Source organism: Paenibacillus sp. J31R109, assembly GCF_059692055.1.
The window spans coordinates 18632-39484 of record NZ_JCAUAR010000017.1; the positions used below are offsets into that span (position 1 = coordinate 18632).

Genomic DNA, 20853 nt, shown 5'->3' on the forward strand with positions numbered 1-20853 from the left:
GAACCTTCGGAGGTAACCATTAACCATGCATAGCGACAATGTTAAAATTTTTTCCGGATCTTCGAATCCGAAGCTTGCGGAAAGTATTTGTAAAGAGCTCGGCCAGCCGCTAGGACAAATCAAATTATCACGTTTCAAAAGCGGAGAAATTTATTGCCTTTACGAAGAAACGATTCGTAACTGCGACGTGTTTCTGGTACAAACCTTCTCCCATCCGATTAATGAGCATATGATGGAGCTTTTGGTCATGATGGATGCGGCGAAAAGAGCATCTGCAAAAACGATCAACCTTGTCATCCCATACTATGGTTACTCTCGTCAAGAACGTAAAGCAGCTCCGCGTGAGCCGATTTCAGCTAAATTAGTCGCTGACTTGTTCGCGTCAGCAGGCGCAACTCGTGTTGTTACGATTGATCTCCATGCGCCAGCGATTCAAGGTTTCTTCAATATCCCTGTGGATCACCTGACAGCTCTTGATCTTATTAGTGACTGCATTAAGAAGAAAAATTTACCGAATCCAATTATCGTTTCTCCGGATGCGGGACGTGCGACAACAGCTGAGAAAATGGCTAACATTCTCGATGCGCCTTTCGCCATGATGATTAAGAAACGCCCTGAGCATAATGAATCTGTGATTACGCACGTGATCGGGGATGTTGCAGGACGTACACCCATTATTATCGAGGATTTAATCGATACGGGTACTACGATCGTTAACGTTGTGGAAAGCTTAAAAGAGCGCGGTGCGCTGGATGTTTACATCTGTGCGACACACCCTGTCTTCTCTGGCCCAGCGTTGCAGCGTCTGGATCACCCTAGCATTAAAGAAGTCATTATTACGGATTCGATTGCGATTCCAGAGGGCCATTCAAGTAAGTTTAATGTACTTTCTGTGGCACCATTGTTGTCCGATGCAGTTCGTATTATTACAGATGGCGGTTCCCTATCCTCCCTATTTAAATACGGCGGTGTATAAGGAAACTTAATAAATCACCTTTGAAAACGAAGCTATATCAGGAAGTGGGTTCGACATCGAATCTTGAACGAAATCCGGGAACTGCGGTACTCACGTAGGCTCACCTACGCTCCGTTCCTCGTTCCTCGGATTATCGTCCAACCTTCTCGGTTTTGAAAGGCGACTTTTTAAGTCTTTATTTGTATAGAAACCAGGTCCAAATCTTACCTTCGGATAATGTTTTTGGCTTCTTAGCGATCTATGGTATAATTTGAGTGTAATCAAATTGCCGGAGGTGTCTTGCTATGGAAAAGAAAAAGCGCATATCCGAAGCGCCAAAACCAAAAGTTATATCAATTAACATGGATGCCGCATTCTTTTTCGAGAGAGCGGTTCAATCTTTGGATCGGTTTCATTATGATAAGGCATTGAAATATTTCCGGCGGGCGGCAGAGTATGAGCAGGATAATCCTGTGAATCACTGCAATCTCGCAGGAGTTCTCTCCGAAGTGGGCAATTATGACGAGTCGAACCAAATTTTGCAGCATATCCTTGAAACCATCGATCCCGAGATGACAGAATGTCACTTTTATATGGCGAACAACTATGCCAACATGGAAAACTTCGAGCAGGCAGAACAAGCATTGGTTCGGTATTTGGAGAATGACCCCACAGGGCAATTCATGGACGAATCCGAAGAAATGATGGAAATGCTGAGCTACGAGCTTGATCGTCCCGCCCCTCTCACTAGCATCAAGAGTCGAGAAGGGCTGTTCGAGCATGATAAGGCCCGTGCGTTGCTGGAGGAAGGTAAGTTCGCAGAAGCGGTAAGGCAGTTGGAGAAATTAGTGAAGAAACAACCTGATTTCACCGCAGCCCGCAACAATTTAGCGCTGGCTTATTATTATATGGGCCAGTTCGAGAAAGCAATGGAAACGATCCGCGAAGTGCTGGTTATCGATCCTGGTAACCTCCATGCACTTTGTAATATGGCGATTTTCCATCAGCATTTCGGCAACAAGAAGGAACTTGCAGAGCTTACTGAGCTGTTAGGTAAGACGTTTCCGTTCCAACAGGAGCATGTGTTTAAGCTGGCAACGACGATGGGGATTCTTGCTCAACATGAGAAAGCGTACCATCTGTTCAAACGTCTGCTGAAAGCTGGGGACGGAGGTACAGACCCTTGCTTGTATCATTATGCGGCTGTTGCTGCGTGCCATATTGGTCGTTTCTCAGAAGCGTACCGGTTATGGAAGCAGGTTCAGAAGTTGGATCCAGGTGCTGAAATCTCGAAGTTCTACTTAGAGCAGCTACGGATAAGAGAGAAATCAGCGCTTCCGCTGACTTGGAGCTATCACTATCATCTGCCATTCGAAGAGCAGTTCCGTGCACTTGAGAAATCAACGCAAGGCATTCCTGATCAACTGAAGAAAGACCCGCTTGTGCGGTCATCATTCTTCTGGGCTTTGCGTCATGGCGATGTAGAGACGAAGCTTCAAGTGATTCAAGCCTTTGGTTTGATTGCGGACAACGAAGTGAGAGACGCTCTTCAGGATTTCATTCTAGATCACAAAGAGGATGATTATTTGAAGAAGGTTGCCATCTTCGTACTGCGAAGCATGGGCATTCGCGAGTCCCTTCCTGCCTATCTCGAGAATAAGGACATCATGGTAGAGGCTTCTCCGTACTCGCCTCATCTTCCCGTATGGGATGCAAGTTGGCAGCGAGTCATGGAAACGGCGCTATCGCATATGCACAAGCGTTACGATATGGTTCAACAGTATGACTTAGAAATTCTGTGGGTCGAATTTTTAACGAAGATGTACCCGAATGTGCCTAAGATTCTCAAATCGGAGGGCTGGGCGGCAGCGTTAGAATATTTGATTGCCAAAATGCATCGTCGTACGATTTCCTATCAGGAAGTGGCTACACGATATGGTGTCACGGTTTCCACGGTTAGTCGGCATGTGAAGCTCATTGACGACACCTGTGGTTTACGCGAAAAAATGGATGCGATTTTCAACAAGTTTACAAATCTTTGATGGCCGAGCTTGATCCCTTTATGAAAGTTTCGGCTTTCATACATATAGATGAATGGATTGTTAAACTAAAGATAGCTTTCCTCAGGAAAGCACCTAGGAGGGAAATCATATGTACAAATCAGTCGTAGTAGGAACAGGACCATCCGGTCTAACAGCAGCTATTTACCTAGCGCGTGCCAACCTTAGCCCGCTAGTTATTGAAGGACCAGAACCAGGCGGTCAGTTGACAACAACTACAGAAGTAGAGAATTTCCCAGGATTTCCCGAAGGGATTATGGGACCTGAATTAATGGAAAACATGCGCAAGCAGGCTGAACGCTTTGGCGCTGAATTTAAAACAGGTTGGGTTAACTCTGTTGAATTGACGAACCGCCCTTTCAAACTACAAGTTGAGGGTCTAGGCGAAATCGAAACAGAAACACTGATTATTTCCACAGGTGCGTCTGCAAGATTGCTTGGAATTTCAAATGAGAAAGAGAACATTGGGCGCGGCGTAAGTACATGTGCAACGTGTGATGGCTTCTTCTTCCGTGGTAAAAAGATTATCGTCGTTGGCGGTGGTGACTCTGCTATGGAAGAGGCCAACTTCTTGACTCGTTTCGCTTCAGAAGTGCGTTTGGTTCATCGCCGCGATGAGCTTCGTGCCTCCAAGATCATGCAAGACCGCGCTCGTGGTAACGAGAAAGTGAAGTGGTCGCTGAATAACACGCCGTTAGAAGTTGTAGCGGGTGACAAAGGCGTTACTGGCCTTAAAGTGAAAAACAACCAAACAGGTGAAGATGAAATCCTTGAAACAGACGGTATCTTCGTAGCCATCGGGCATACACCGAACACGAAGTTCCTCGGTGGACAAATTGACACAGATGAGCATGGTTACATCGTCGTGAAACCAGGTACGACAGAGACGAATATCCCAGGCGTATTCGCTTGTGGTGACGTGCAAGATACGAAGTATCGTCAAGCTATTACAGCTGCTGGAAGCGGATGTGCTGCAGCGCTGGAAGCTGAGAAGTTCCTTGAAGGCAACAGCGTACACGACTGGAGTATTTCTCTGTAAGTCGTTATGGCAATTCAGTTAACGTGGAGGGCTACGCTTTCCACGTTTTCTCTTTTAACAGGGTATGGATGAATCTTGACCTCCCGGCAGTGTTGTCTTATAGTGGGAACAGGAGCAAATGCCCGAAAATTTTATGATTATTCATGAGGTGACCTTGTAATGTCCAATCAAATTTATATCGGTGTAGATCTAGGCGGCACGAATATTAAAGTAGGTATTTGTGATGAGCAAGGTAAGCTTCTTAAGACGTTAGAGGGTCCAACTTCACCAGAACTAGGTGCAGAGTCAGTCCTTGAACGTATTGCGCAGTATGTACGTCAAATTGTCGAAGAGTCTGAGTTTTCGTGGGAGCAAGTAGCAGGAATTGGCGCAGGCTTAGCTGGATTTATGGATATTCCAGAAGGCTTCGTGAAGTTCTCTCCGAATCTGCAGTGGCATAACGTACCGGCGAAGAAGACGCTTGAAGCACTTCTGGGTAAACAAGTTAAAATTGATAACGATGCGAACGTTGCTGCTCTTGGAGAAGCTTGGGCTGGCGCAGGAGCGGGCATTCCGAACGTAGTATGCTATACGCTTGGAACGGGTGTTGGCGGCGGTATCATTATTAACGGTAAAATTTATCAAGGGTCTGCTGGCATGGCTGGCGAGCTTGGTCATATGTCCATCGTTCCTGACATTGAAGCGATTCAGTGTGGATGCGGACAAATGGGTTGTCTTGAAACGGTTTCTTCTGCAACAGGCATAGTTCGTATGGCTAAGGAAGCGGTGGAACGCGGTGAGCGTACATCATTAGCCCTCCACGAGAAAATTGAAGCTAAGCATGTGTTTGATGATGCGAAAAGCGGAGATGAAGTGGCTTTGCGCATCGTAAATCGTGCTGCTTATTATATTGGGCGTTCCATGGCGGCGTTAGCTGTTGTGATTAATCCTAAGCGCTTCATTATTGGCGGTGGCGTATCGAAAGCTGGAGAAATTCTATTCCAACCTATTCGTGAAACGTTCCTTAAATTTACACCAGAAGCAGCTGCTGAAGGCGTTGAGATCGTTGCTGCGACACTTGGCAATGACGCAGGCGTTGTTGGAGCTGCAGGGTTGAATTTGCGCTAGAAGGCTAGACCGGGTTCGTAGATGAACAGGACAGAGCTGGTCTGCGAAAGCCCCCCAAAGGAAGGTGTCATTCATGGAAGAAAACCACCCTTTAGCGAAACTGGTCATCATTACAGGAATGTCGGGTGCAGGCAAGACTATTGCTGTTCAAAGTATGGAGGATCTAGGATTCTTCTGCGTTGATAACTTACCTCCCGTTTTAATTCCGAAGTTTGCTGAATTAATCGTGCAATCGATGGGTAAAATCGGCAAAGTAGCTTTGGTTATTGATCTGCGCGGGCGTGAATTTTTCACTTCGCTCCAAGAGTCTTTACGGTATATCCAAGAGAATTACACGCTTAGCTACGAAATTCTATTCTTGGATGCGACCGACGGGACACTTGTTCAGCGTTACAAAGAAAGTCGACGTCGCCATCCATTGGCGCCAGATGGGGCGCCACTTGAGGGAATAGGTCTTGAACGTAAGCTGCTAGAGGAACTCAAAGGTTTGGCTACGCAGGTCATTGACACTAGCAGTTTGAAGCCCGTGCAGTTGAAGGAAAGAATCATTTCCAGGTTCACCAATCTAGAAGCTAATCGCATATCTATAAATGTTATCTCATTCGGTTTCAAGTACGGTGTCCCTATTGACGCTGATCTCATCTTTGATGTGCGTTTTTTGCCCAATCCTCATTATGTGGAGCAACTGCGACCACAAACGGGTCAAGATCCTGATGTCTACGACTATGTGATGAAGTGGTCGGAGACACAAGAATTTCTGACGAAGCTGCTGGATATGCTGAATTTCTTAATGCCTCAGTATAAAAAAGAAGGCAAGAGTCAGGTTGTTGTGGGTATTGGCTGCACAGGAGGCAAACATAGATCAGTTGCCATTACGGAATATCTAGGTAAAGTCATGGGGAACAGTGAAACTGAAACCGTGCGTCTAAGTCATCGCGATTCCGAGCGGGACCGTTTATAGACGGCTATGTGACCCCGTTAGAGAGTATAAGTTTCCGATTACGAAAACTGCTTTCTAACTGGCGATAAAACCTTCCTATTACAGCGGTCGCTCAGCTTTGAACGACTTCGATAGAGGTTTTCTCATTAAGAGGGTGAAAGAAGTATGGAGCTTGGTCAATTACAACGTAAGCCCCGAATAGTCGTTATTGGCGGTGGAACAGGGCTCTCGGTTATGCTGAGAGGACTGAAGGAAAAACCGGTTGATATCACTGCTATCGTGACCGTTGCAGACGATGGAGGAAGTTCGGGTATCTTGCGAAGCGAACTGCAGATGCCGCCTCCGGGAGATATTCGAAATGTGTTAACATCACTAGCGGATGTCGAGCCTTTATTGTCTTTGATGTTGCAGTATCGATTTCAGAATGGTACAGGTTTAGCCGGACATAGTCTGGGAAATCTAATACTAGCGGCATTGACAGATATTACAGGTGATTTTGTTACCGCTGTGCAAGAAATGAATCGCGTATTTGCTGTTCGTGGAAGAGTCCTTCCGGCGTCGAATCAAGCGATCGTGTTGAAAGCCATTATGGAGGACGGGACTTTAGTCGTTGGGGAGTCCAAAATACCGAAGGCGAATGGACGAATCAAGAAAGTATTCATTGAGCCGGCGGGTGTAACGCCACTCACCGAAGCGATTCAAGCTATACGTGAGGCGGATGCCATCTTGTGCGGACCTGGCAGTTTATATACCAGTTTGCTGCCGAATCTGCTTGTTCCAGGGATAGCGCAGGAGATCGAGGCTTCGAATGCTGTGAAATTGTTCATATGTAATGTCATGACACAGCCTGGCGAAACCGATGATTATTCCGTGAGTGATCATCTGGATGCGATTTATGAACACTTAGGTCAGCATTTGTTCGATTATGTGATTGTGAATAATGGTGAGATTCCACCGCAGGTGCAAGCCAAATATGCGGAAAAAGGTTCAAAAGCGGTTCATTTAGATTTGGATGAAGTGACGAAAAGAGGATATCGAGTAATTGCCGATCGTTTGGTCTTATTCCGTACTTATCTTCGTCATGATGCAGAGAAATTGAGTGACCATATCTATCAGCTCGTCGAAAGCTGGCTGTTAAGGAAGAAGTGAGTCCCTTGTCCTTTGCGGCAACAACCAAAAAAGAATTAACTTTAATCAATGATTCGGAGCCGTGTTGTGAAAAAGCGGAACTGTCCGCACTCATTCGGATGAATGGGGCTGTACAGTTAACGAGTCAGCGTGTTGTCTTGGATGTATCTACGGAGAACGCAGCGATAGCTAGGCGGATTTACTCGCTGATCAAGAAGACGTATAATACACACACGGAGCTACTTGTGCGTAAGAAAATGCGTCTTAAGAAGAATAATGTGTACATTGTTAGGGTTCCTGGTCAAGTACAAGAGCTGCTCAGTGATTTAAAGATTGTCTCTGAGGGATTCATCTTTACGACGGGGATTAACAAAGACATTATTCGCGGCAATTGCTGCAAGCGTGCTTATCTTCGGGGAGCTTTCATGGCTGGCGGTTCTGTTAATAATCCGGAGGGATCTTCCTATCATTTGGAAATCGCTTCGATTTATGAAGAACACTGTAAAGCATTAACACAGCTTGCGAACAAGTTTGACTTGAACGCCCGTTTCATTGAACGCAAGAAAGGGTTCGTGCTGTACATCAAGGAAGGCGAGAAAATTATCGAATTTCTCAACATCATTGGGGCTCATCAGGCGCTGTTGCGATTCGAAGATGTCCGCATTATGAAGGATATGAGAAATTCCGTTAATCGCATCGTGAACTGCGAGACGGCGAACTTGAACAAAACGATCGGAGCCGCTGTTAGGCAAATCGAGAATATTCGGTTGTTGCAACGTGAGATTGGTCTAGATAGCTTGCCTGAGAAGTTGAGAGAGGTTGCGGAGATTAGACTTGCGCATCCTGACTTGAATTTGAAGGAAGTTGGTGACATGCTTTCGGGCAGTGTTAGTAAGTCAGGTGTGAATCATCGCCTGCGAAAAATAGACGAATTAGCCGAAAAACACCGAAATTCGTAGATAAGACGGGGCTGTACATCGCTTGTATAAGTTTTTCGCATTTTTTCTAGTGTACTTGAAGGAAAAATGCTATAATATTAAAACATAAGGTAAACGCTGTTATTAATAGTAATCCATATAAGCTCCACACTAGGGGGAATTAGTTCCATGTCCAGACGTCCAGTCGTTGTGAAGTTGAGAACAGGACTTCATGCCAGACCTGCGGCATTGTTTGTTCAAGAGGCGAATAAGTTTTCATCGGAGATCTTTGTTGAGAAAGATGAGAAGAAAGTGAATGCAAAGAGCATCATGGGAATTATGAGTCTTGCGATCAGCACAGGGACCGAAGTCTTCATAAGTGCAGAAGGTTCGGATGCAGAGCAGGCTGTAAACGCTTTAGTCACATTAGTCAGTAAGGAAGAGTTGGAAAACCAATAATTTCTTTAAAAGCCACCTTTCGAGGGGGCTTTTTTGCACTTTGTAGAAGCGATTGAGGAACATTCTAAAAGTGTCAAATTTGTTAACAAATGGTGGTAGGGAGAAACCTTTTTCATTCGGCTACGTCTAATAAGCGTGGTTGTGACGGATAAGGCTATTTGCATTTCTTAGCCGCCGCCTACCCTAAGCTTGAAAGAAGGAGCCGAAGTGAAATGAATGTAGTAAAGAAAGAAATGATTGCTCTACTTGCTGTACTCGTATTTCTAGTAAGCACACTTACAGCACCGGCTGCGCACGCAGTATCAACAAGCTCGTCCTTTATTTTACTTTATATCGATAAAGCAGAAGCATTTGTGAATCAGGAACAGATTCATCTAGAGTCGCCATCAACGATTATTGATGGAAGTACCTTTGTTCCGGCCAAATTCTTGGGTGATACGTTAGGATTTAAAGTGGAATGGAACGAATTATCTCGTACGATTCAAATGACTCCGTCAGGCTATAACATTGTTCTAGATTCCGATCACAAGACGGTGACAACGAATGGGGTCGACATTCCATTTAATTCAGTGGCTGCGATTGTGAATGGCAAGTTGCTGGTGAAACTGACATGGTTAGCTGATTACATGGGTGCAAAGTACACGTATAACAATGAACTAAGACGTGTAGAAATCGTACATTTTAAAGCGCCTGAGGGCATCTACATCGATCAAGATAGCAATTCTCGCCCAGTAGCCAAGTTTGCGACTGCGAAGCCTACATACAGGCTTGGTGAGCCTGTTAAGTATTTGGATTTGAGTTATGATCCAGATGCAGAAGGTATCGTATCTTTCGATTGGACAGGGAAACAAGAAGCATTCTTTAAAGCTGGCCAATATCCAGTGACCCTAACCGTGAAGGATGGTCATGGACATGTAAGTAAATTGTTCAAAAGCTATGTAACTGTGGTGAATGAACCGTATTTATCTGAAGTAGAGTTCCCGATATACATGAAGCCGGTTGGCGGGTTCATCAAAACGAACTGGGCGACCATTTGGAATCATTTTAATGAATTGCCAATGCTTCCGAAGGACGTGAAAGAAGTACAAGGGCGTACGCTGCTTGTCAGCGACAGTCCGGAAGAATTCACATCCAGCGGTATTTTGTATCAAGATAATATCAATGGTAAAGCTCGTTTATACGCGGATCATATCAATGGTACGAAAAACAAGATGACAATGGCTATCTTCGCTACAAACAACACGGATAAACCGATTACGATCAAAACAACAAACAAAGGCGAAGTATATCCTTCTGTTTACGCGAACTTGATCGGTAGCGAAGCTTCGGTGGATTTCTTGCTTAACAATGTGTACACGGATGAAATGACGGTTCTGCCAGGGGCAAGCTATGTGTATGCGAAATTGCCTGAGTTCTATCCTGGGCAAGGTGTGAATCTGTTCTATGATGTGGAGACGAATGGCGAGCTTCAAATGTCCTTTATCGCAACGGATAAAATGCTGACGCCAACGACAGTAAAGGAGTTGCCTTTACTCGCCTTTAACGGGCATGTTCGCGGGACGTTCCCAGTTTCTGAGATTCAATGGAAAATTGACGCTTCCAGCTTTACGAAACCTTCCGTCTTAACGATCGGTGATAATAAAACAGATCCGTTCGTCAAAGGTTATGATGTGATGCGTAAGCAAGATGTGGAGAATGGCGGCAACTACGGTGTGGTCTATAAGATTCATGCGGATAAGCCGCGCAAAATGGCTGTGATGATCATGGCCAGAGGCGGTGTGTTCAAAGGGCCGTTCAAAATTAACGGTGAGATCATTCCTGTGCCTTACTCCGGTGTTATTACCGCGTTCGACGGCATGGAAGTGTTAGCGCGCACGACAGGGACGGAAGATGCACTCGATATTGAGTTTACACCTCCAGCAGGCTCGGCGTTCCCGATTGATTTAATTTTCTACCCATTGGAAGATTTGAAATAAGACAAACAAAAAACCAGCCGATCTTCAGCGCTCAGGAGCGTGAGGATCAAGCTGGTTTTTTTCATGTATAAAATTAGACGCGTTCGATGACTTTATCGATGAGTCCGTATTCGGCTGCTTCTTTAGCACTCATGAAGTTATCACGGTCTGTATCCTTCTCGATGCGCTCGAACGATTGTCCTGTACGCTCTGCAAGGATCGTGTTCAGGTTGTCTCTCATTTTCAAAATGCGCTTCGCGCGAATTTCGATATCAGAGGCTTGGCCTTCAGCGCCGCCTAGCGGTTGGTGAATCATGACTTCGCTGTTCGGAAGCGCGTAACGCTTGCCTTTGGCACCAGCTGTGAGCAAGAATGCGCCCATGGAAGCTGCCATACCAACGCAGATCGTGGATACGTCTGGTTTGATGAACTGCATCGTGTCGAAGATCGCCATACCAGCTGTGATGGAGCCGCCTGGGCTGTTAATGTAAAGCGAGATATCTTTATCAGGATCTTGTGCGGCCAAGAAGAGCAACTGAGCAATGATGGAATTCGCCACAACATCGTTGACACCCGTGCCTAAGAATATAATGCGGTCCTTCAGCAAGCGAGAGTAGATGTCATATCCTCTTTCACCGCGCGCGTCCTGTTCGACGACCATAGGAATAAAACTCATGAGAATGACCTCCTTGGGGTTGGGTTACCTACTATTGGGTACATACTATTTACAGTATCTACAAGTATGATAACGAAAAAACCTCCGAAGGTCAAGAAAGGTCAAACTAAACATAAAAAAAATCAGCTAAGGGCTGATTTGGGGTACTGCCTATCTGATTATTACTGGACGCGCCCGAAAGGAATCGAACCTTTATCTCAGGCTTCGGAGGCCTACGTCATATCCATTGGACCACGGGCGCATAGTTTAGAAATAGTGAAGCAAGGGTTATTATAAGTCAGCTTTCTAGAAAAAGCAAGATGGTAAGCCCTTACAGACCCATTTGAAGAAAAATGTTTGAACAAATGTTGAATGTTGCGCAGGAAATGGTTATAATAAGAACTGTAATCGAGAAACAATATAAGAAATGCGCAAGGAACTTTTTTTTCACCCGGGTGGGACGCAAAATGTATACCCGGGACATAAAACGTCCAACAATGGATCAGGAGCGTTCAAAGTCGTCCTATGAGAGAGATTCTAGACATACAGAAACAGCTCATGCCTGATCTTATGGACATCATGAAGAAGCGGTACTCGATTCTGCAGCACATCTTGGTTTCCGGCGTCGTTGGAAGAAGGACCTTAGCGTCCTCACTCGACATGACGGAGCGCGTGCTCCGCGGTGAAGTTGATTTCTTGAAGGAGCTTGGGCTTCTGGAATTTGACGCAAGCGGTATGAAGATCAGCGAGTCTGGTCGTCAGTTGCTGGAGGATATGCAGCCGATCATTAAGATGGCTTTCGGTCTGACAGATTTGGAAGACAGTATTGCCAAGGCATTTAACCTGTCGAATGTGATTATCGTTCCAGGGGATTCCGACACGTCGGTATTTACGAAGAAGGAGCTTGGACGCGCTGGCGCGGCTGCCTTACGTAAATATATTGCCAAAGATGATATCATCGCGGTTACGGGTGGATCCACGATGGCGCAAATAGCCAATAACCTGGCACTTTCATCATCAATGAAAGGCAGCTTGTTCGTTCCTGCACGCGGTGGACTTGGTGAAAGCGTGGATATGCAAGCCAACACGATTGCTTCCATCATGGCTAAGAAAACTGGCGGGAAATACAGATTGCTGCATGTGCCCGATCATCTTGGAGAAGAAGCGTATCAATCGCTCATTCAGGATCCACAGATTCAGGAAGTTGTTGACGCAGTGCGCAGTTGTCGCATTGTTGTACATGGTATCGGAGATGCTATGGTCATGGCACGCCGCCGTAAGGTGGATGCAGGGACTACGAGTAGTCTGACAGCCGATGGGGCGCTTGCTGAGGCGCTTGGCTATTATTTTGACCGTCAAGGGAATGTGGTTCATAAGATGCCGACAGTCGGATTACGGCTTGAGGATCTGCATCGGGTGGAAGTGGTCATTGGTGTCGCTGGCGGGAAGAGCAAAGGTGAAGCCATTGCTTCTGTGCTCAGACATGGGCAGGAAGATGTACTAGTAACGGATGAAGCAGCGGCTTTGGAAATTATGAAGCATGTATGACGAAGAAGTTTGACATCATAACGTGTGCCCTTATCGGCTTACGTTTTGAAATATATAAAATGCATGTAAACCTAGGAGGAATTGACTATGACAACAAAAGTAGGTATTAACGGTTTCGGACGTATTGGTCGTAACGTATTCCGCGCAGCATTGAACAACCCAGATGTACAGATCGTAGCAGTAAACGATTTGACTGACGTTAAAACATTGGCTCACTTGCTTAAATATGACACTACTCACGGTAAACTAGACGCTACAGTTGAAGCTGGCGAAGGTGAATTGATCGTTAACGGTCGTTCCATCAAGGTTTTTGCTGAGCGTAACCCTGGGGATCTGCCATGGGGATCTGTAGGCGCTGAAATCGTAATCGAGTCCACTGGTATTTTCACAGCGAAAGAAAAAGCAGCTCTTCACTTGAACGGTGGAGCTAAAAAAGTTATCATCTCCGCTCCAGCGACTGATGAAGATATCACAATCGTACTTGGTGTTAACGAAGACAAATACGATCCAGCTGCACACACAATCATCTCCAACGCTTCTTGTACAACAAACTGTCTAGCTCCTTTCGCAAAAGTAATCAACGATCAATTCGGAATCGTAAAAGGTATGATGACAACTGTTCACTCTTACACAAACGATCAATCCGTTCTTGACGTTCCACATAAAGACCTTCGTCGTGCTCGTGCAGCAGCTGAGAACATCATTCCTTCCAGCACTGGTGCAGCTAAAGCAATCGGTCTAGTTCTTCCTGAGCTTAAAGGCAAATTGAACGGTATGGCTATGCGTGTTCCTACACCTAACGTATCCGTAACGGATTTGGTTGTTGAGCTTAAAGTTAACGTAACTGTTGACGAAGTAAACGCAGCTTTGAAAGCAGCTTCCGAAGGCCCTATGAAAGGCATTCTTAACTACACAGAAGATGCACTTGTATCCAGCGACTTCAATGGTGACCCAGCTTCTTCCACAATCGACGCTTTGTCCACAATGGTAGTTGGCGACAACATGTTGAAAGTAGTTTCCTGGTACGATAACGAGTGGGGTTACTCCAACCGCGTTGTTGACTTGGTAGCTTTCATCGCGAAAAAAGGTCTGTAATTTCATAATCATCACATAAAAAAACCACATGAAGGGGAGAAGCGATTCTCCTCTTTATGTGCGATTTACTATGTAAATGGATAGAAGCGGAAGAAAACCATACGTTCAGGAGGCTTTTACGATGAATAAGAAAAGTGTTCGCGATGTTGAAGTAGCTGGTAAAAGAGTATTTGTTCGCGTTGATTTCAACGTGCCTGTAGAAAACGGTCAAATCACTGACGATACCCGTATCAGAGAAACGCTTCCTACAATTAAATACTTAGTAGAGCAAGGCGCTAAAGTTATTCTTGCAGCGCATTTTGGTCGTCCAAATGGACAAGTGGTGGAAGAGCTTCGTTTAACACCAGTTGCTGCGAAATTGGCTGAGCTTCTTGGTCAAAACGTGATCAAAGCGGATCAATCCGTTGGTGAAATCGTAAAAGCACAAGTGGATGCGCTTGAAAATGGCGATGTTCTCCTGCTTGAAAACGTTCGTTTCAACGAAGGTGAAGAGAAGAATGATCCAGAGCTTGCAAAAGCTTTCGCTGATCTTGCTGATTTGTTCGTGAATGATGCATTCGGTGCTGCTCACCGTGCGCATGCTTCAACTTCAGGCATCGCAGCTTACATCCCAGCTGTTTCCGGTCTTTTGATGGAGAAAGAGCTTGATGTTCTTGGTAAAGCGTTGAACAACCCTGAGCGTCCTTTCACAGCGATCGTTGGTGGTTCCAAAGTAAAAGACAAAATCGCAGTTATTGAAAACCTTCTGAATATTGCAGACAACGTCTTGATCGGCGGAGGTCTGTCCTATACATTCTTGAAAGCTCAAGGCTACGAAATCGGTAAATCTCTTCTAGATAACTCCAAACTTGATCTTGCGCTTAGCTTTATTGCAAAAGCAAAAGAAAAAGGTGTTAACTTCTTGCTTCCTGTAGATATCGTTGTTACAGATAAATTCAGCGCAGATGCAAACACGCAAATCGTTGATATCGACAGCATTCCTGCTGATTGGGAAGGCATTGATATCGGGCCGAAAACACGTGCTCTTTACGCAGACGTTATCGCGAAATCCAAATTGGTTGTTTGGAACGGACCGATGGGCGTATTCGAAATCGAACCTTTCTCCCACGGTACACGTGCAGTAGCACAAGCGTGTGCAACATCTGAGGGTTACACAGTAATCGGTGGTGGAGATTCCGCTGCAGCAACTGAGAAATTCCACTTGGCTGAGCAAATGAACCATATGTCCACAGGCGGCGGCGCTTCCTTGGAGTTTATGGAAGGTAAAGCATTGCCAGGCGTAGTAGCACTTAACGATAAATAAAAATTATTTCCCCATAAAAAAGGAGCCTGACTCATGAGCAGAACACCGATTATCGCGGGTAACTGGAAAATGTTCAAAACCGTTTCCGAAGCAATCAGCTTCGTAAACGAAGTAAAAGGCAGCACGGTTGAAGGCGTAGAGGCAGTTATCTGCTCCCCTTTTACTAACCTACCTGCACTTGTCGAAGCTACAAAAGGTACAAACGTACACGTTGGCGCACAAAACCTTCACTTTGAAGATAACGGCGCGTTCACAGGTGAAATCAGCGGCGTGATGCTGAAAGATCTTGGCGTTGAATATGTCATCATCGGCCACTCCGAGCGTAGAGCTTACTTCGCAGAGTCCGACGAAATCGTGAACAAGAAAGTCGTTGCGGCTTTCAAACACGGCTTGAAACCAATTCTTTGCGTAGGCGAGAAATTGGAAGAGCGTGAAGCAGGTCAAACGAAAGACGTTTGTAAAGTACAAACAGAAGCAGCTTTCGCTGGTCTGAGTGCAGAGCAAGCCGCACAAGTCGTTATCGCATACGAGCCAATCTGGGCAATCGGTACAGGTAAATCTTCCACAGCGGAAGATGCACAAGACGTAATCGGTTATATCCGTACATTGGTGAGCGGTCTTTACGGATCAGCAGTTGCTGATGTTGTTCGTATCCAATACGGCGGCAGCGTAAAACCGAACAACATTGCTGAGTACATGGCACAGCCTGATATCGACGGCGCACTTGTAGGTGGAGCGAGCCTTGAGTCCGCTTCTTACATTCAACTCGTCCAGGGGGCGAAGTAACATGTCCAGACCGAAACCGGTAGCACTCATCATTCTCGATGGCTTCGGACTCCGCTCGGAAGAGCAGGGGAATGCGGTTGCTCATGCCAAAAAGCCGAACTACGACCGTTACTGGTCGACGTTTCCTCATACTACCCTCACTGCTTGCGGTGAGGCTGTAGGTTTGCCAGAAGGCCAGATGGGGAATTCTGAAGTAGGACACCTGAACATCGGCGCCGGCCGTACCGTGTATCAGGATCTGACGCGGATTTCGAAATCGATTCGTGATGGTGAATTTTACGATAATGAAACGATTCTAGGCGCAGTTCGTCATGCTAAAAATAACGCTAAGAAGCTTCACCTCTATGGTTTGCTTTCAGACGGCGGCGTGCACAGTCATATTCAGCATTTATTTGCACTGCTGGAATTGGCGAAGAAAGAACAGTTCGGTGAGGTCTACATCCACGCATTCCTGGATGGCCGCGACGTGGCTCCAGATTCTGCGAAGGGGTACATGGCGAGCTTGTTGAACAAAATTGAGGAAGTCGGCGTAGGCAAAATCGCGACCGTACAAGGCCGCTATTATGCGATGGATCGCGACAAACGCTGGGAGCGTACGGAGAAATCCTACCGCGCGATGGTGTATGGCGAAGGACCTACTTACACGGATCCGATGCAAGCGATTGTTGAATCCTACGAGAAATCTGTTTATGACGAGTTCGTTATGCCAACGGTTATCGTTGGTGACAACGGTAAGCCGGTAGGACTTGTAGAATCAGGTGATGCCGTCATTTTCTTCAACTTCCGTCCAGACCGTGCGATTCAGTTATCGCAAGTCTTCACGAATGAAGACTTCCGCGGCTTCGATCGCGGTCCTAAAGTGGCAAAGAACCTCTACTACGTGTGTCTGACGCTGTTCAGCGAGTCCGTAGATGGTTTCGTCGCGTACAAACCGAAGGATCTCGATAATACGCTGGGCGAGGTGTTGGCTCAGAACGGTCTGAAGCAGCTCCGTGCCGCAGAAACCGAGAAGTACCCGCACGTAACGTTCTTCTTCAGCGGCGGTCGTGATGCGGAACTGCCAGGTGAAACTCGCCTGTTGATTCCTTCACCGAAGGTTGCTACGTATGACTTGAAACCGGAAATGAGCGCTTACGAGTTAGCGGAAGCGGTTGTGAAGGAAGTTGAAGCTGATAAGCATGATGTTATCATCTTGAACTTTGCTAACCCAGACATGGTAGGTCACTCTGGTTTGCTTGAGCCAACGGTGAAAGCGATCGAGGCGACAGACGAGTGTCTCGGTAAAGTGGTTGAAGCGATCCTAGCCAAAGGTGGCGTTGTCTGCATCACAGCGGACCACGGCAACGCGGATGTAGTGACGAATGCAGACGGTTCACGCAACACAGCACATACAACGAATCCGGTGCCTTTTATTGTGACGGACAAATCTGTTACACTAAGAGATGGCGGTATTCTGGCAGATATTGCACCAACGATGCTAGATTTCTTGAAATTGAATCAACCACAGCAAATGACGGGTGCAACGATTCTAAACAAATAATTTATATTATTGAAGGAGTGTTTAATCACAATGACAATTATTTCTGATGTTTACGCACGCGAAGTATTGGATTCCCGCGGTAACCCAACAGTTGAAGTAGAAGTATACCTTGAGTCCGGCGCATTCGGCCGTGCTATCGTCCCTTCAGGCGCTTCCACAGGCGCATACGAGGCTGTTGAGCTTCGTGATGGTGACAAAGGTCGTTACCTTGGTAAAGGCGTTCTAAAAGCTGTTGAGAACGTAAATGAAATCATCGCTCCAGAAATCATTGGTCTAGACGCTCTTGATCAAGTTGGCATCGACAACAAAATGATCGAGCTTGATGGTACTCCTAACAAAGCTAAATTGGGAGCTAACGCAATTCTAGCAGTTTCCATGGCTGTTGCTCGTGCAGCTGCTGACGCTTTGGACGTGCCATTGTATGTTTACCTTGGTGGATTCAACGCGAAAACCCTTCCAGTACCAATGATGAACATCATCAACGGTGGAGCACACGCTGACAACAACGTTGACGTTCAAGAGTTTATGGTTCTTCCTGTAGGCGCTCCAACTTTCAAAGAAGCTCTTCGCATCGGCGCAGAGATTTTCCATAGCTTGAAATCCGTATTGAAAGAAAAAGGCCTTAACACAGCAGTTGGCGACGAAGGCGGTTTCGCTCCTAACTTCAAATCCAACGAAGAAGCAATCACGACAATCCTTACAGCGATCGAAAACGCTGGTTACAAACCAGGTGTTGACGTATTCTTGGGTATGGACGTTGCTTCCACAGAGTTCTTCAAAGACGGTAAATACCACCTTGAAGGCGAAGGCAAATCCTTCACATCCGCTGAGTGGGTTGACTTCTTGGCTGCTTGGGTTGATAAATACCCAATCATCACGGTTGAAGATGGTTGCTCCGAAGACGATTGGGAAGGTTGGAAATTGCTTACTGAGAAATTGGGTAACAAAATTCAACTCGTTGGTGATGACTTGTTCGTTACGAACACTGAGCGTCTATCCCGCGGTATCGAAGAAAACATCGGTAACTCCATCTTGGTTAAAGTTAACCAAATCGGTACGCTTACTGAGACTTTCGATGCAATCGAAATGGCTAAACGCGCTGGTTACACAGCAGTTATCTCCCACCGTTCCGGTGAGAGCGAAGACAGCACAATCGCTGATATCGCAGTTGCTACAAACGCTGGTCAAATCAAAACAGGTGCTCCGTCCCGTACGGACCGTGTAGCGAAATACAACCAACTTCTTCGTATCGAAGACGAGTTGTTCACTGTAGCTCAATATGCTGGTAAAAAAGCATTCTACAACTTGAGAAACTTCAAGTAATCAGATCCGTATGTAAATATAAGGCGGGCAGGTGGCTTACACCTGCCCGTTTTGGCGTATAATGGGAGTAGAAGTCGCTTAGGTAAGGGAGGAAGCTTGTTTATGAGCAACTGGGTTAAAACGATTCTGTTTCTAATAGGTTCCGCGGTGCTCACGCACTGGCTCCCTACTTCGTTTTTTCGAAACCTAGACACGATGGTGCATGAGTTTGGGCATGCGGTTGCTACCTTGGCCTTATCCGGTAAAGTCATGTATATCGAGTTATATAGCAATCATAGCGGTGTCACGTTATCCACGATGACAAAGTCATGGGCAATCATTCCCGTGTCGTTGGCAGGCTATATGACAGCCTCGATATTCGCTTGGTTTCTATTCTCGGCTTACGCAAAAGGAAAGCAACGGCTTGGCTTGCAGGTGACGGCTGCTGTCTCCATTCTATCCTTGGTGTTATTCGTGCGTAACGGGTTTGGTGTTATGTTTTTGGTTGGATTTATTGTTCTGACAGTTGTCGTGTTAGCGCTAACGCCAAAATGGCTGCGTGACTTCTACTACCTGCTGCTAGCCTTCTTATGCTTGGAGGAGTCGGTATTTGGACCGGCATCTTTAATTGTCTATGTGCTTCAAAACCAGCAAGCTGGCGATGCAAGTAATTTGGCCAATCACACGGGGATACCCGCCATCATATGGGCGATCGGTTTTACGTTATTTGCACTTTGGTGTGCCAAACGAGCAGTGAGTGCTTTCTTAGGGCGAAGTAAGAGAGCTAGAAGTGCAAGCAGGCCTGCTACGATGGGTTCCTTTCGCGATTAGCGCCAGAGGCATCGTTTAGGCGATTTGGTTGTATTTGTGGACGAACTATGTTAAAATACTCATGCTAGTTGTATAAGGCAAAGAATAGGCAATTGGGGTGCTAATATGTTAATCTTTATGAAAATTTTGTTAATCATAGCTTCGGTTGGATTAATCGCGATTGTCCTTTTACAAAAAGGGAAAAGCGCAGGCTTGTCCGGTGCCATTTCCGGTGGCGCAGAACACTTATTTGGTAAACAAAAAGCTCGTGGTTTGGAACTATTTTTGTCTCGTGCAACAATGGGGCTTGCTGCTGCATTCTTTATTCTTTCGATTGTCGTAGCCTACGTAGTGAAGAGCTAACACACATAAAACGATAACAGCAGGGGAACTATACTCCTGCTGTTTTTTCATTTATGTATAAGTGTTGGTGAAAGGATGAGTTCTCATTATTGAAGAACGGATTTATAAGTCAACAGAGCCATTCTACTGGAAGGGTCATGGCGAGAAGCAAGGAACTGGCGTTTTGATGATTCATGGCTTCACAGGGTCTCCTTCGGAGTTCAGAAGAATTGGCTACACCTTGAAGGACGAGGGTTATACGATTCAAGCGATCAGATTGCCAGGGCATGGCACTTCACCTGAGGATATGAGGAACACCGGATGGACGGATTGGTATGGGCATGTGCTGGAGAGTTACGATGAGCTTGCCGCTCGTTGTAAGCAAGTTGTCATCATGGGGCATTCCATGGGGGGGCTGCTCGCTTTGAAGTTAGCGGGAGAACGCGCTGCTGCGGGCATCATCTCATTGGCTGCACCGATTTTCTTTACGTCAAGGAAATCGGCGCTAGCAGGGGTTATGCAGTATGTAATGCCTTACATAGAGAAAAAGCCTAAGAAGATCTCCACATTGTTAGACGAGTCATGTGCATATACCAAAACGCCGATTCGCTGCGTCGTCAGCTTAAGAAAGCTAATTAAGGAAGTGAAAAGAGTACTGCCTCGGGTTAATGCCCCGATTTGGATCGGGCAAGGAAATAAGGATGGAGTCGTTCATCCTAGCAGCGCAGCGTTTATACAGAATACCGTCGGGTCGCAGATGTCGGAACTGCATATTTATAAAGAATCATCCCATGGCTTATTGCTAGATCAAGAGCGGGAGCAGATTTACGCTGATATTTCTGCGTTTATCCTTTCGTTGCAGGTGGCATACTATGGAGTAAGGGACTTGAAGACAGCGGACTAGAACAACAC

19 protein-coding genes and 1 tRNA gene are annotated in these 20853 nt (G+C 46.0%); 18 read left to right on the forward strand and 2 right to left on the reverse strand.

What is annotated here, in order from left to right; all coding sequences use genetic code 11:
• Positions 1 to 25: 25 nt before the first annotated feature.
• From AC58QT_RS28995 to AC58QT_RS29035, 9 genes are all read left to right on the forward strand, one after another.
• Positions 26 to 976: a ribose-phosphate diphosphokinase gene (locus AC58QT_RS28995; RefSeq protein ID WP_310502426.1), complete on the forward strand. Its 951-nt coding sequence runs from the start codon at positions 26 to 28 to the stop codon at positions 974 to 976.
• 284 nt (positions 977 to 1260) lie between these two features.
• Entirely contained in the window at positions 1261 to 2997 is a 1737-nt protein-coding gene (locus tag AC58QT_RS29000; RefSeq protein WP_497412011.1) for a tetratricopeptide repeat protein, read from the forward strand.
• A 109-nt stretch (positions 2998 to 3106) separates the two neighbouring features.
• Positions 3107 to 4054 (forward strand): thioredoxin-disulfide reductase, encoded by a 948-nt coding sequence (trxB, locus tag AC58QT_RS29005; protein WP_497412012.1) that lies wholly within the window; start codon positions 3107 to 3109, stop codon positions 4052 to 4054.
• A gap of 159 nt (positions 4055 to 4213) precedes the next feature.
• Complete coding sequence (locus AC58QT_RS29010) at positions 4214 to 5161, forward strand: ROK family glucokinase (protein WP_497412013.1); 948 nt, start codon at positions 4214 to 4216, stop codon at positions 5159 to 5161.
• Between the two features lie 73 nt (positions 5162 to 5234).
• A complete protein-coding gene (gene rapZ, locus AC58QT_RS29015) occupies positions 5235 to 6122 on the forward strand; it encodes an RNase adapter RapZ (RefSeq protein WP_310502422.1) in 888 nt (295 codons plus the stop codon).
• A gap of 144 nt (positions 6123 to 6266) precedes the next feature.
• Complete coding sequence (locus tag AC58QT_RS29020) at positions 6267 to 7250, forward strand: gluconeogenesis factor YvcK family protein (protein WP_310502421.1); 984 nt, start codon at positions 6267 to 6269, stop codon at positions 7248 to 7250.
• Positions 7251 to 7255: 5 nt separating this feature from the next.
• Positions 7256 to 8188: a DNA-binding protein WhiA gene (gene whiA, locus AC58QT_RS29025; protein ID WP_310502448.1), complete on the forward strand. Its 933-nt coding sequence runs from the start codon at positions 7256 to 7258 to the stop codon at positions 8186 to 8188.
• Between the two features lie 147 nt (positions 8189 to 8335).
• Positions 8336 to 8605, forward strand: coding sequence for an HPr family phosphocarrier protein (locus AC58QT_RS29030; protein WP_028555561.1), 270 nt, complete (start codon positions 8336 to 8338; stop codon positions 8603 to 8605).
• Positions 8606 to 8817: 212 nt separating this feature from the next.
• Positions 8818 to 10581 (forward strand): stalk domain-containing protein, encoded by a 1764-nt coding sequence (locus tag AC58QT_RS29035; RefSeq protein WP_497412014.1) that lies wholly within the window; start codon positions 8818 to 8820, stop codon positions 10579 to 10581.
• A gap of 73 nt (positions 10582 to 10654) precedes the next feature.
• Here the strand turns inward: AC58QT_RS29035 and clpP are convergent, their stop codons facing one another.
• Positions 10655 to 11236, reverse strand: coding sequence for an ATP-dependent Clp endopeptidase proteolytic subunit ClpP (gene clpP, locus AC58QT_RS29040; RefSeq protein ID WP_065851305.1), 582 nt, complete (start codon positions 11234 to 11236; stop codon positions 10655 to 10657).
• Between the two features lie 169 nt (positions 11237 to 11405).
• Positions 11406 to 11477, reverse strand: a tRNA-Arg gene (locus AC58QT_RS29045).
• Between the two features lie 263 nt (positions 11478 to 11740).
• On the opposite strand from AC58QT_RS29045, the gene AC58QT_RS29050 reads away from it, so the two are divergent.
• From AC58QT_RS29050 to AC58QT_RS29090, 9 genes are all read left to right on the forward strand, one after another.
• Complete coding sequence (locus AC58QT_RS29050) at positions 11741 to 12763, forward strand: sugar-binding transcriptional regulator (protein WP_497412015.1); 1023 nt, start codon at positions 11741 to 11743, stop codon at positions 12761 to 12763.
• An 87-nt stretch (positions 12764 to 12850) separates the two neighbouring features.
• A complete protein-coding gene (gap, locus tag AC58QT_RS29055; protein WP_310502418.1) occupies positions 12851 to 13858 on the forward strand; it encodes a type I glyceraldehyde-3-phosphate dehydrogenase in 1008 nt (335 codons plus the stop codon).
• 121 nt (positions 13859 to 13979) lie between these two features.
• Positions 13980 to 15161, forward strand: coding sequence for a phosphoglycerate kinase (locus tag AC58QT_RS29060; protein ID WP_145668127.1), 1182 nt, complete (start codon positions 13980 to 13982; stop codon positions 15159 to 15161).
• Between the two features lie 33 nt (positions 15162 to 15194).
• Positions 15195 to 15947, forward strand: a complete 753-nt coding sequence (tpiA, locus tag AC58QT_RS29065; RefSeq protein ID WP_497412016.1) for a triose-phosphate isomerase — start codon at positions 15195 to 15197, stop codon at positions 15945 to 15947.
• A 1-nt stretch (position 15948) separates the two neighbouring features.
• Positions 15949 to 17487 (forward strand): 2,3-bisphosphoglycerate-independent phosphoglycerate mutase, encoded by a 1539-nt coding sequence (gene gpmI / locus AC58QT_RS29070; protein ID WP_497412017.1) that lies wholly within the window; start codon positions 15949 to 15951, stop codon positions 17485 to 17487.
• A gap of 30 nt (positions 17488 to 17517) precedes the next feature.
• On the forward strand, positions 17518 to 18810 hold the full coding sequence (eno, locus tag AC58QT_RS29075; protein WP_056611239.1) for a phosphopyruvate hydratase: 1293 nt from the start codon (positions 17518 to 17520) through the stop codon (positions 18808 to 18810).
• 102 nt (positions 18811 to 18912) lie between these two features.
• A complete protein-coding gene (locus tag AC58QT_RS29080; protein ID WP_497412018.1) occupies positions 18913 to 19620 on the forward strand; it encodes a M50 family metallopeptidase in 708 nt (235 codons plus the stop codon).
• 105 nt (positions 19621 to 19725) lie between these two features.
• A complete protein-coding gene (secG, locus tag AC58QT_RS29085) occupies positions 19726 to 19962 on the forward strand; it encodes a preprotein translocase subunit SecG (RefSeq protein WP_056611230.1) in 237 nt (78 codons plus the stop codon).
• Between the two features lie 100 nt (positions 19963 to 20062).
• A complete protein-coding gene (locus tag AC58QT_RS29090; RefSeq protein ID WP_497412110.1) occupies positions 20063 to 20845 on the forward strand; it encodes an alpha/beta hydrolase in 783 nt (260 codons plus the stop codon).
• Positions 20846 to 20853 lie beyond the last annotated feature (8 nt).

What these genes read in the sequence shown, in the direction of transcription:
- secG (WP_056611230.1), top strand. Translation starts at nt 19,726, where the DNA reads ATGTTAATCTTTATGAAAATTTTGTTAATCATAGCTTCGGTTGGATTA.
- AC58QT_RS28995 (WP_310502426.1), top strand. Translation starts at nt 26, where the DNA reads ATGCATAGCGACAATGTTAAAATTTTTTCCGGATCTTCGAATCCGAAG.
- trxB (WP_497412012.1), top strand. Translation starts at nt 3,107, where the DNA reads ATGTACAAATCAGTCGTAGTAGGAACAGGACCATCCGGTCTAACAGCA.
- AC58QT_RS29000 (WP_497412011.1), top strand. Translation starts at nt 1,261, where the DNA reads ATGGAAAAGAAAAAGCGCATATCCGAAGCGCCAAAACCAAAAGTTATA.
- eno (WP_056611239.1), top strand. Translation starts at nt 17,518, where the DNA reads ATGACAATTATTTCTGATGTTTACGCACGCGAAGTATTGGATTCCCGC.
- AC58QT_RS29050 (WP_497412015.1), top strand. Translation starts at nt 11,741, where the DNA reads ATGAGAGAGATTCTAGACATACAGAAACAGCTCATGCCTGATCTTATG.
- gap (WP_310502418.1), top strand. Translation starts at nt 12,851, where the DNA reads ATGACAACAAAAGTAGGTATTAACGGTTTCGGACGTATTGGTCGTAAC.
- AC58QT_RS29060 (WP_145668127.1), top strand. Translation starts at nt 13,980, where the DNA reads ATGAATAAGAAAAGTGTTCGCGATGTTGAAGTAGCTGGTAAAAGAGTA.
- AC58QT_RS29080 (WP_497412018.1), top strand. Translation starts at nt 18,913, where the DNA reads ATGAGCAACTGGGTTAAAACGATTCTGTTTCTAATAGGTTCCGCGGTG.
- AC58QT_RS29035 (WP_497412014.1), top strand. Translation starts at nt 8,818, where the DNA reads ATGAATGTAGTAAAGAAAGAAATGATTGCTCTACTTGCTGTACTCGTA.
- AC58QT_RS29010 (WP_497412013.1), top strand. Translation starts at nt 4,214, where the DNA reads ATGTCCAATCAAATTTATATCGGTGTAGATCTAGGCGGCACGAATATT.
- clpP (WP_065851305.1), bottom strand. Translation starts at nt 11,236, where the DNA reads ATGAGTTTTATTCCTATGGTCGTCGAACAGGACGCGCGCGGTGAAAGA.
- gpmI (WP_497412017.1), top strand. Translation starts at nt 15,949, where the DNA reads ATGTCCAGACCGAAACCGGTAGCACTCATCATTCTCGATGGCTTCGGA.
- tpiA (WP_497412016.1), top strand. Translation starts at nt 15,195, where the DNA reads ATGAGCAGAACACCGATTATCGCGGGTAACTGGAAAATGTTCAAAACC.
- rapZ (WP_310502422.1), top strand. Translation starts at nt 5,235, where the DNA reads ATGGAAGAAAACCACCCTTTAGCGAAACTGGTCATCATTACAGGAATG.
- AC58QT_RS29030 (WP_028555561.1), top strand. Translation starts at nt 8,336, where the DNA reads ATGTCCAGACGTCCAGTCGTTGTGAAGTTGAGAACAGGACTTCATGCC.
- AC58QT_RS29020 (WP_310502421.1), top strand. Translation starts at nt 6,267, where the DNA reads ATGGAGCTTGGTCAATTACAACGTAAGCCCCGAATAGTCGTTATTGGC.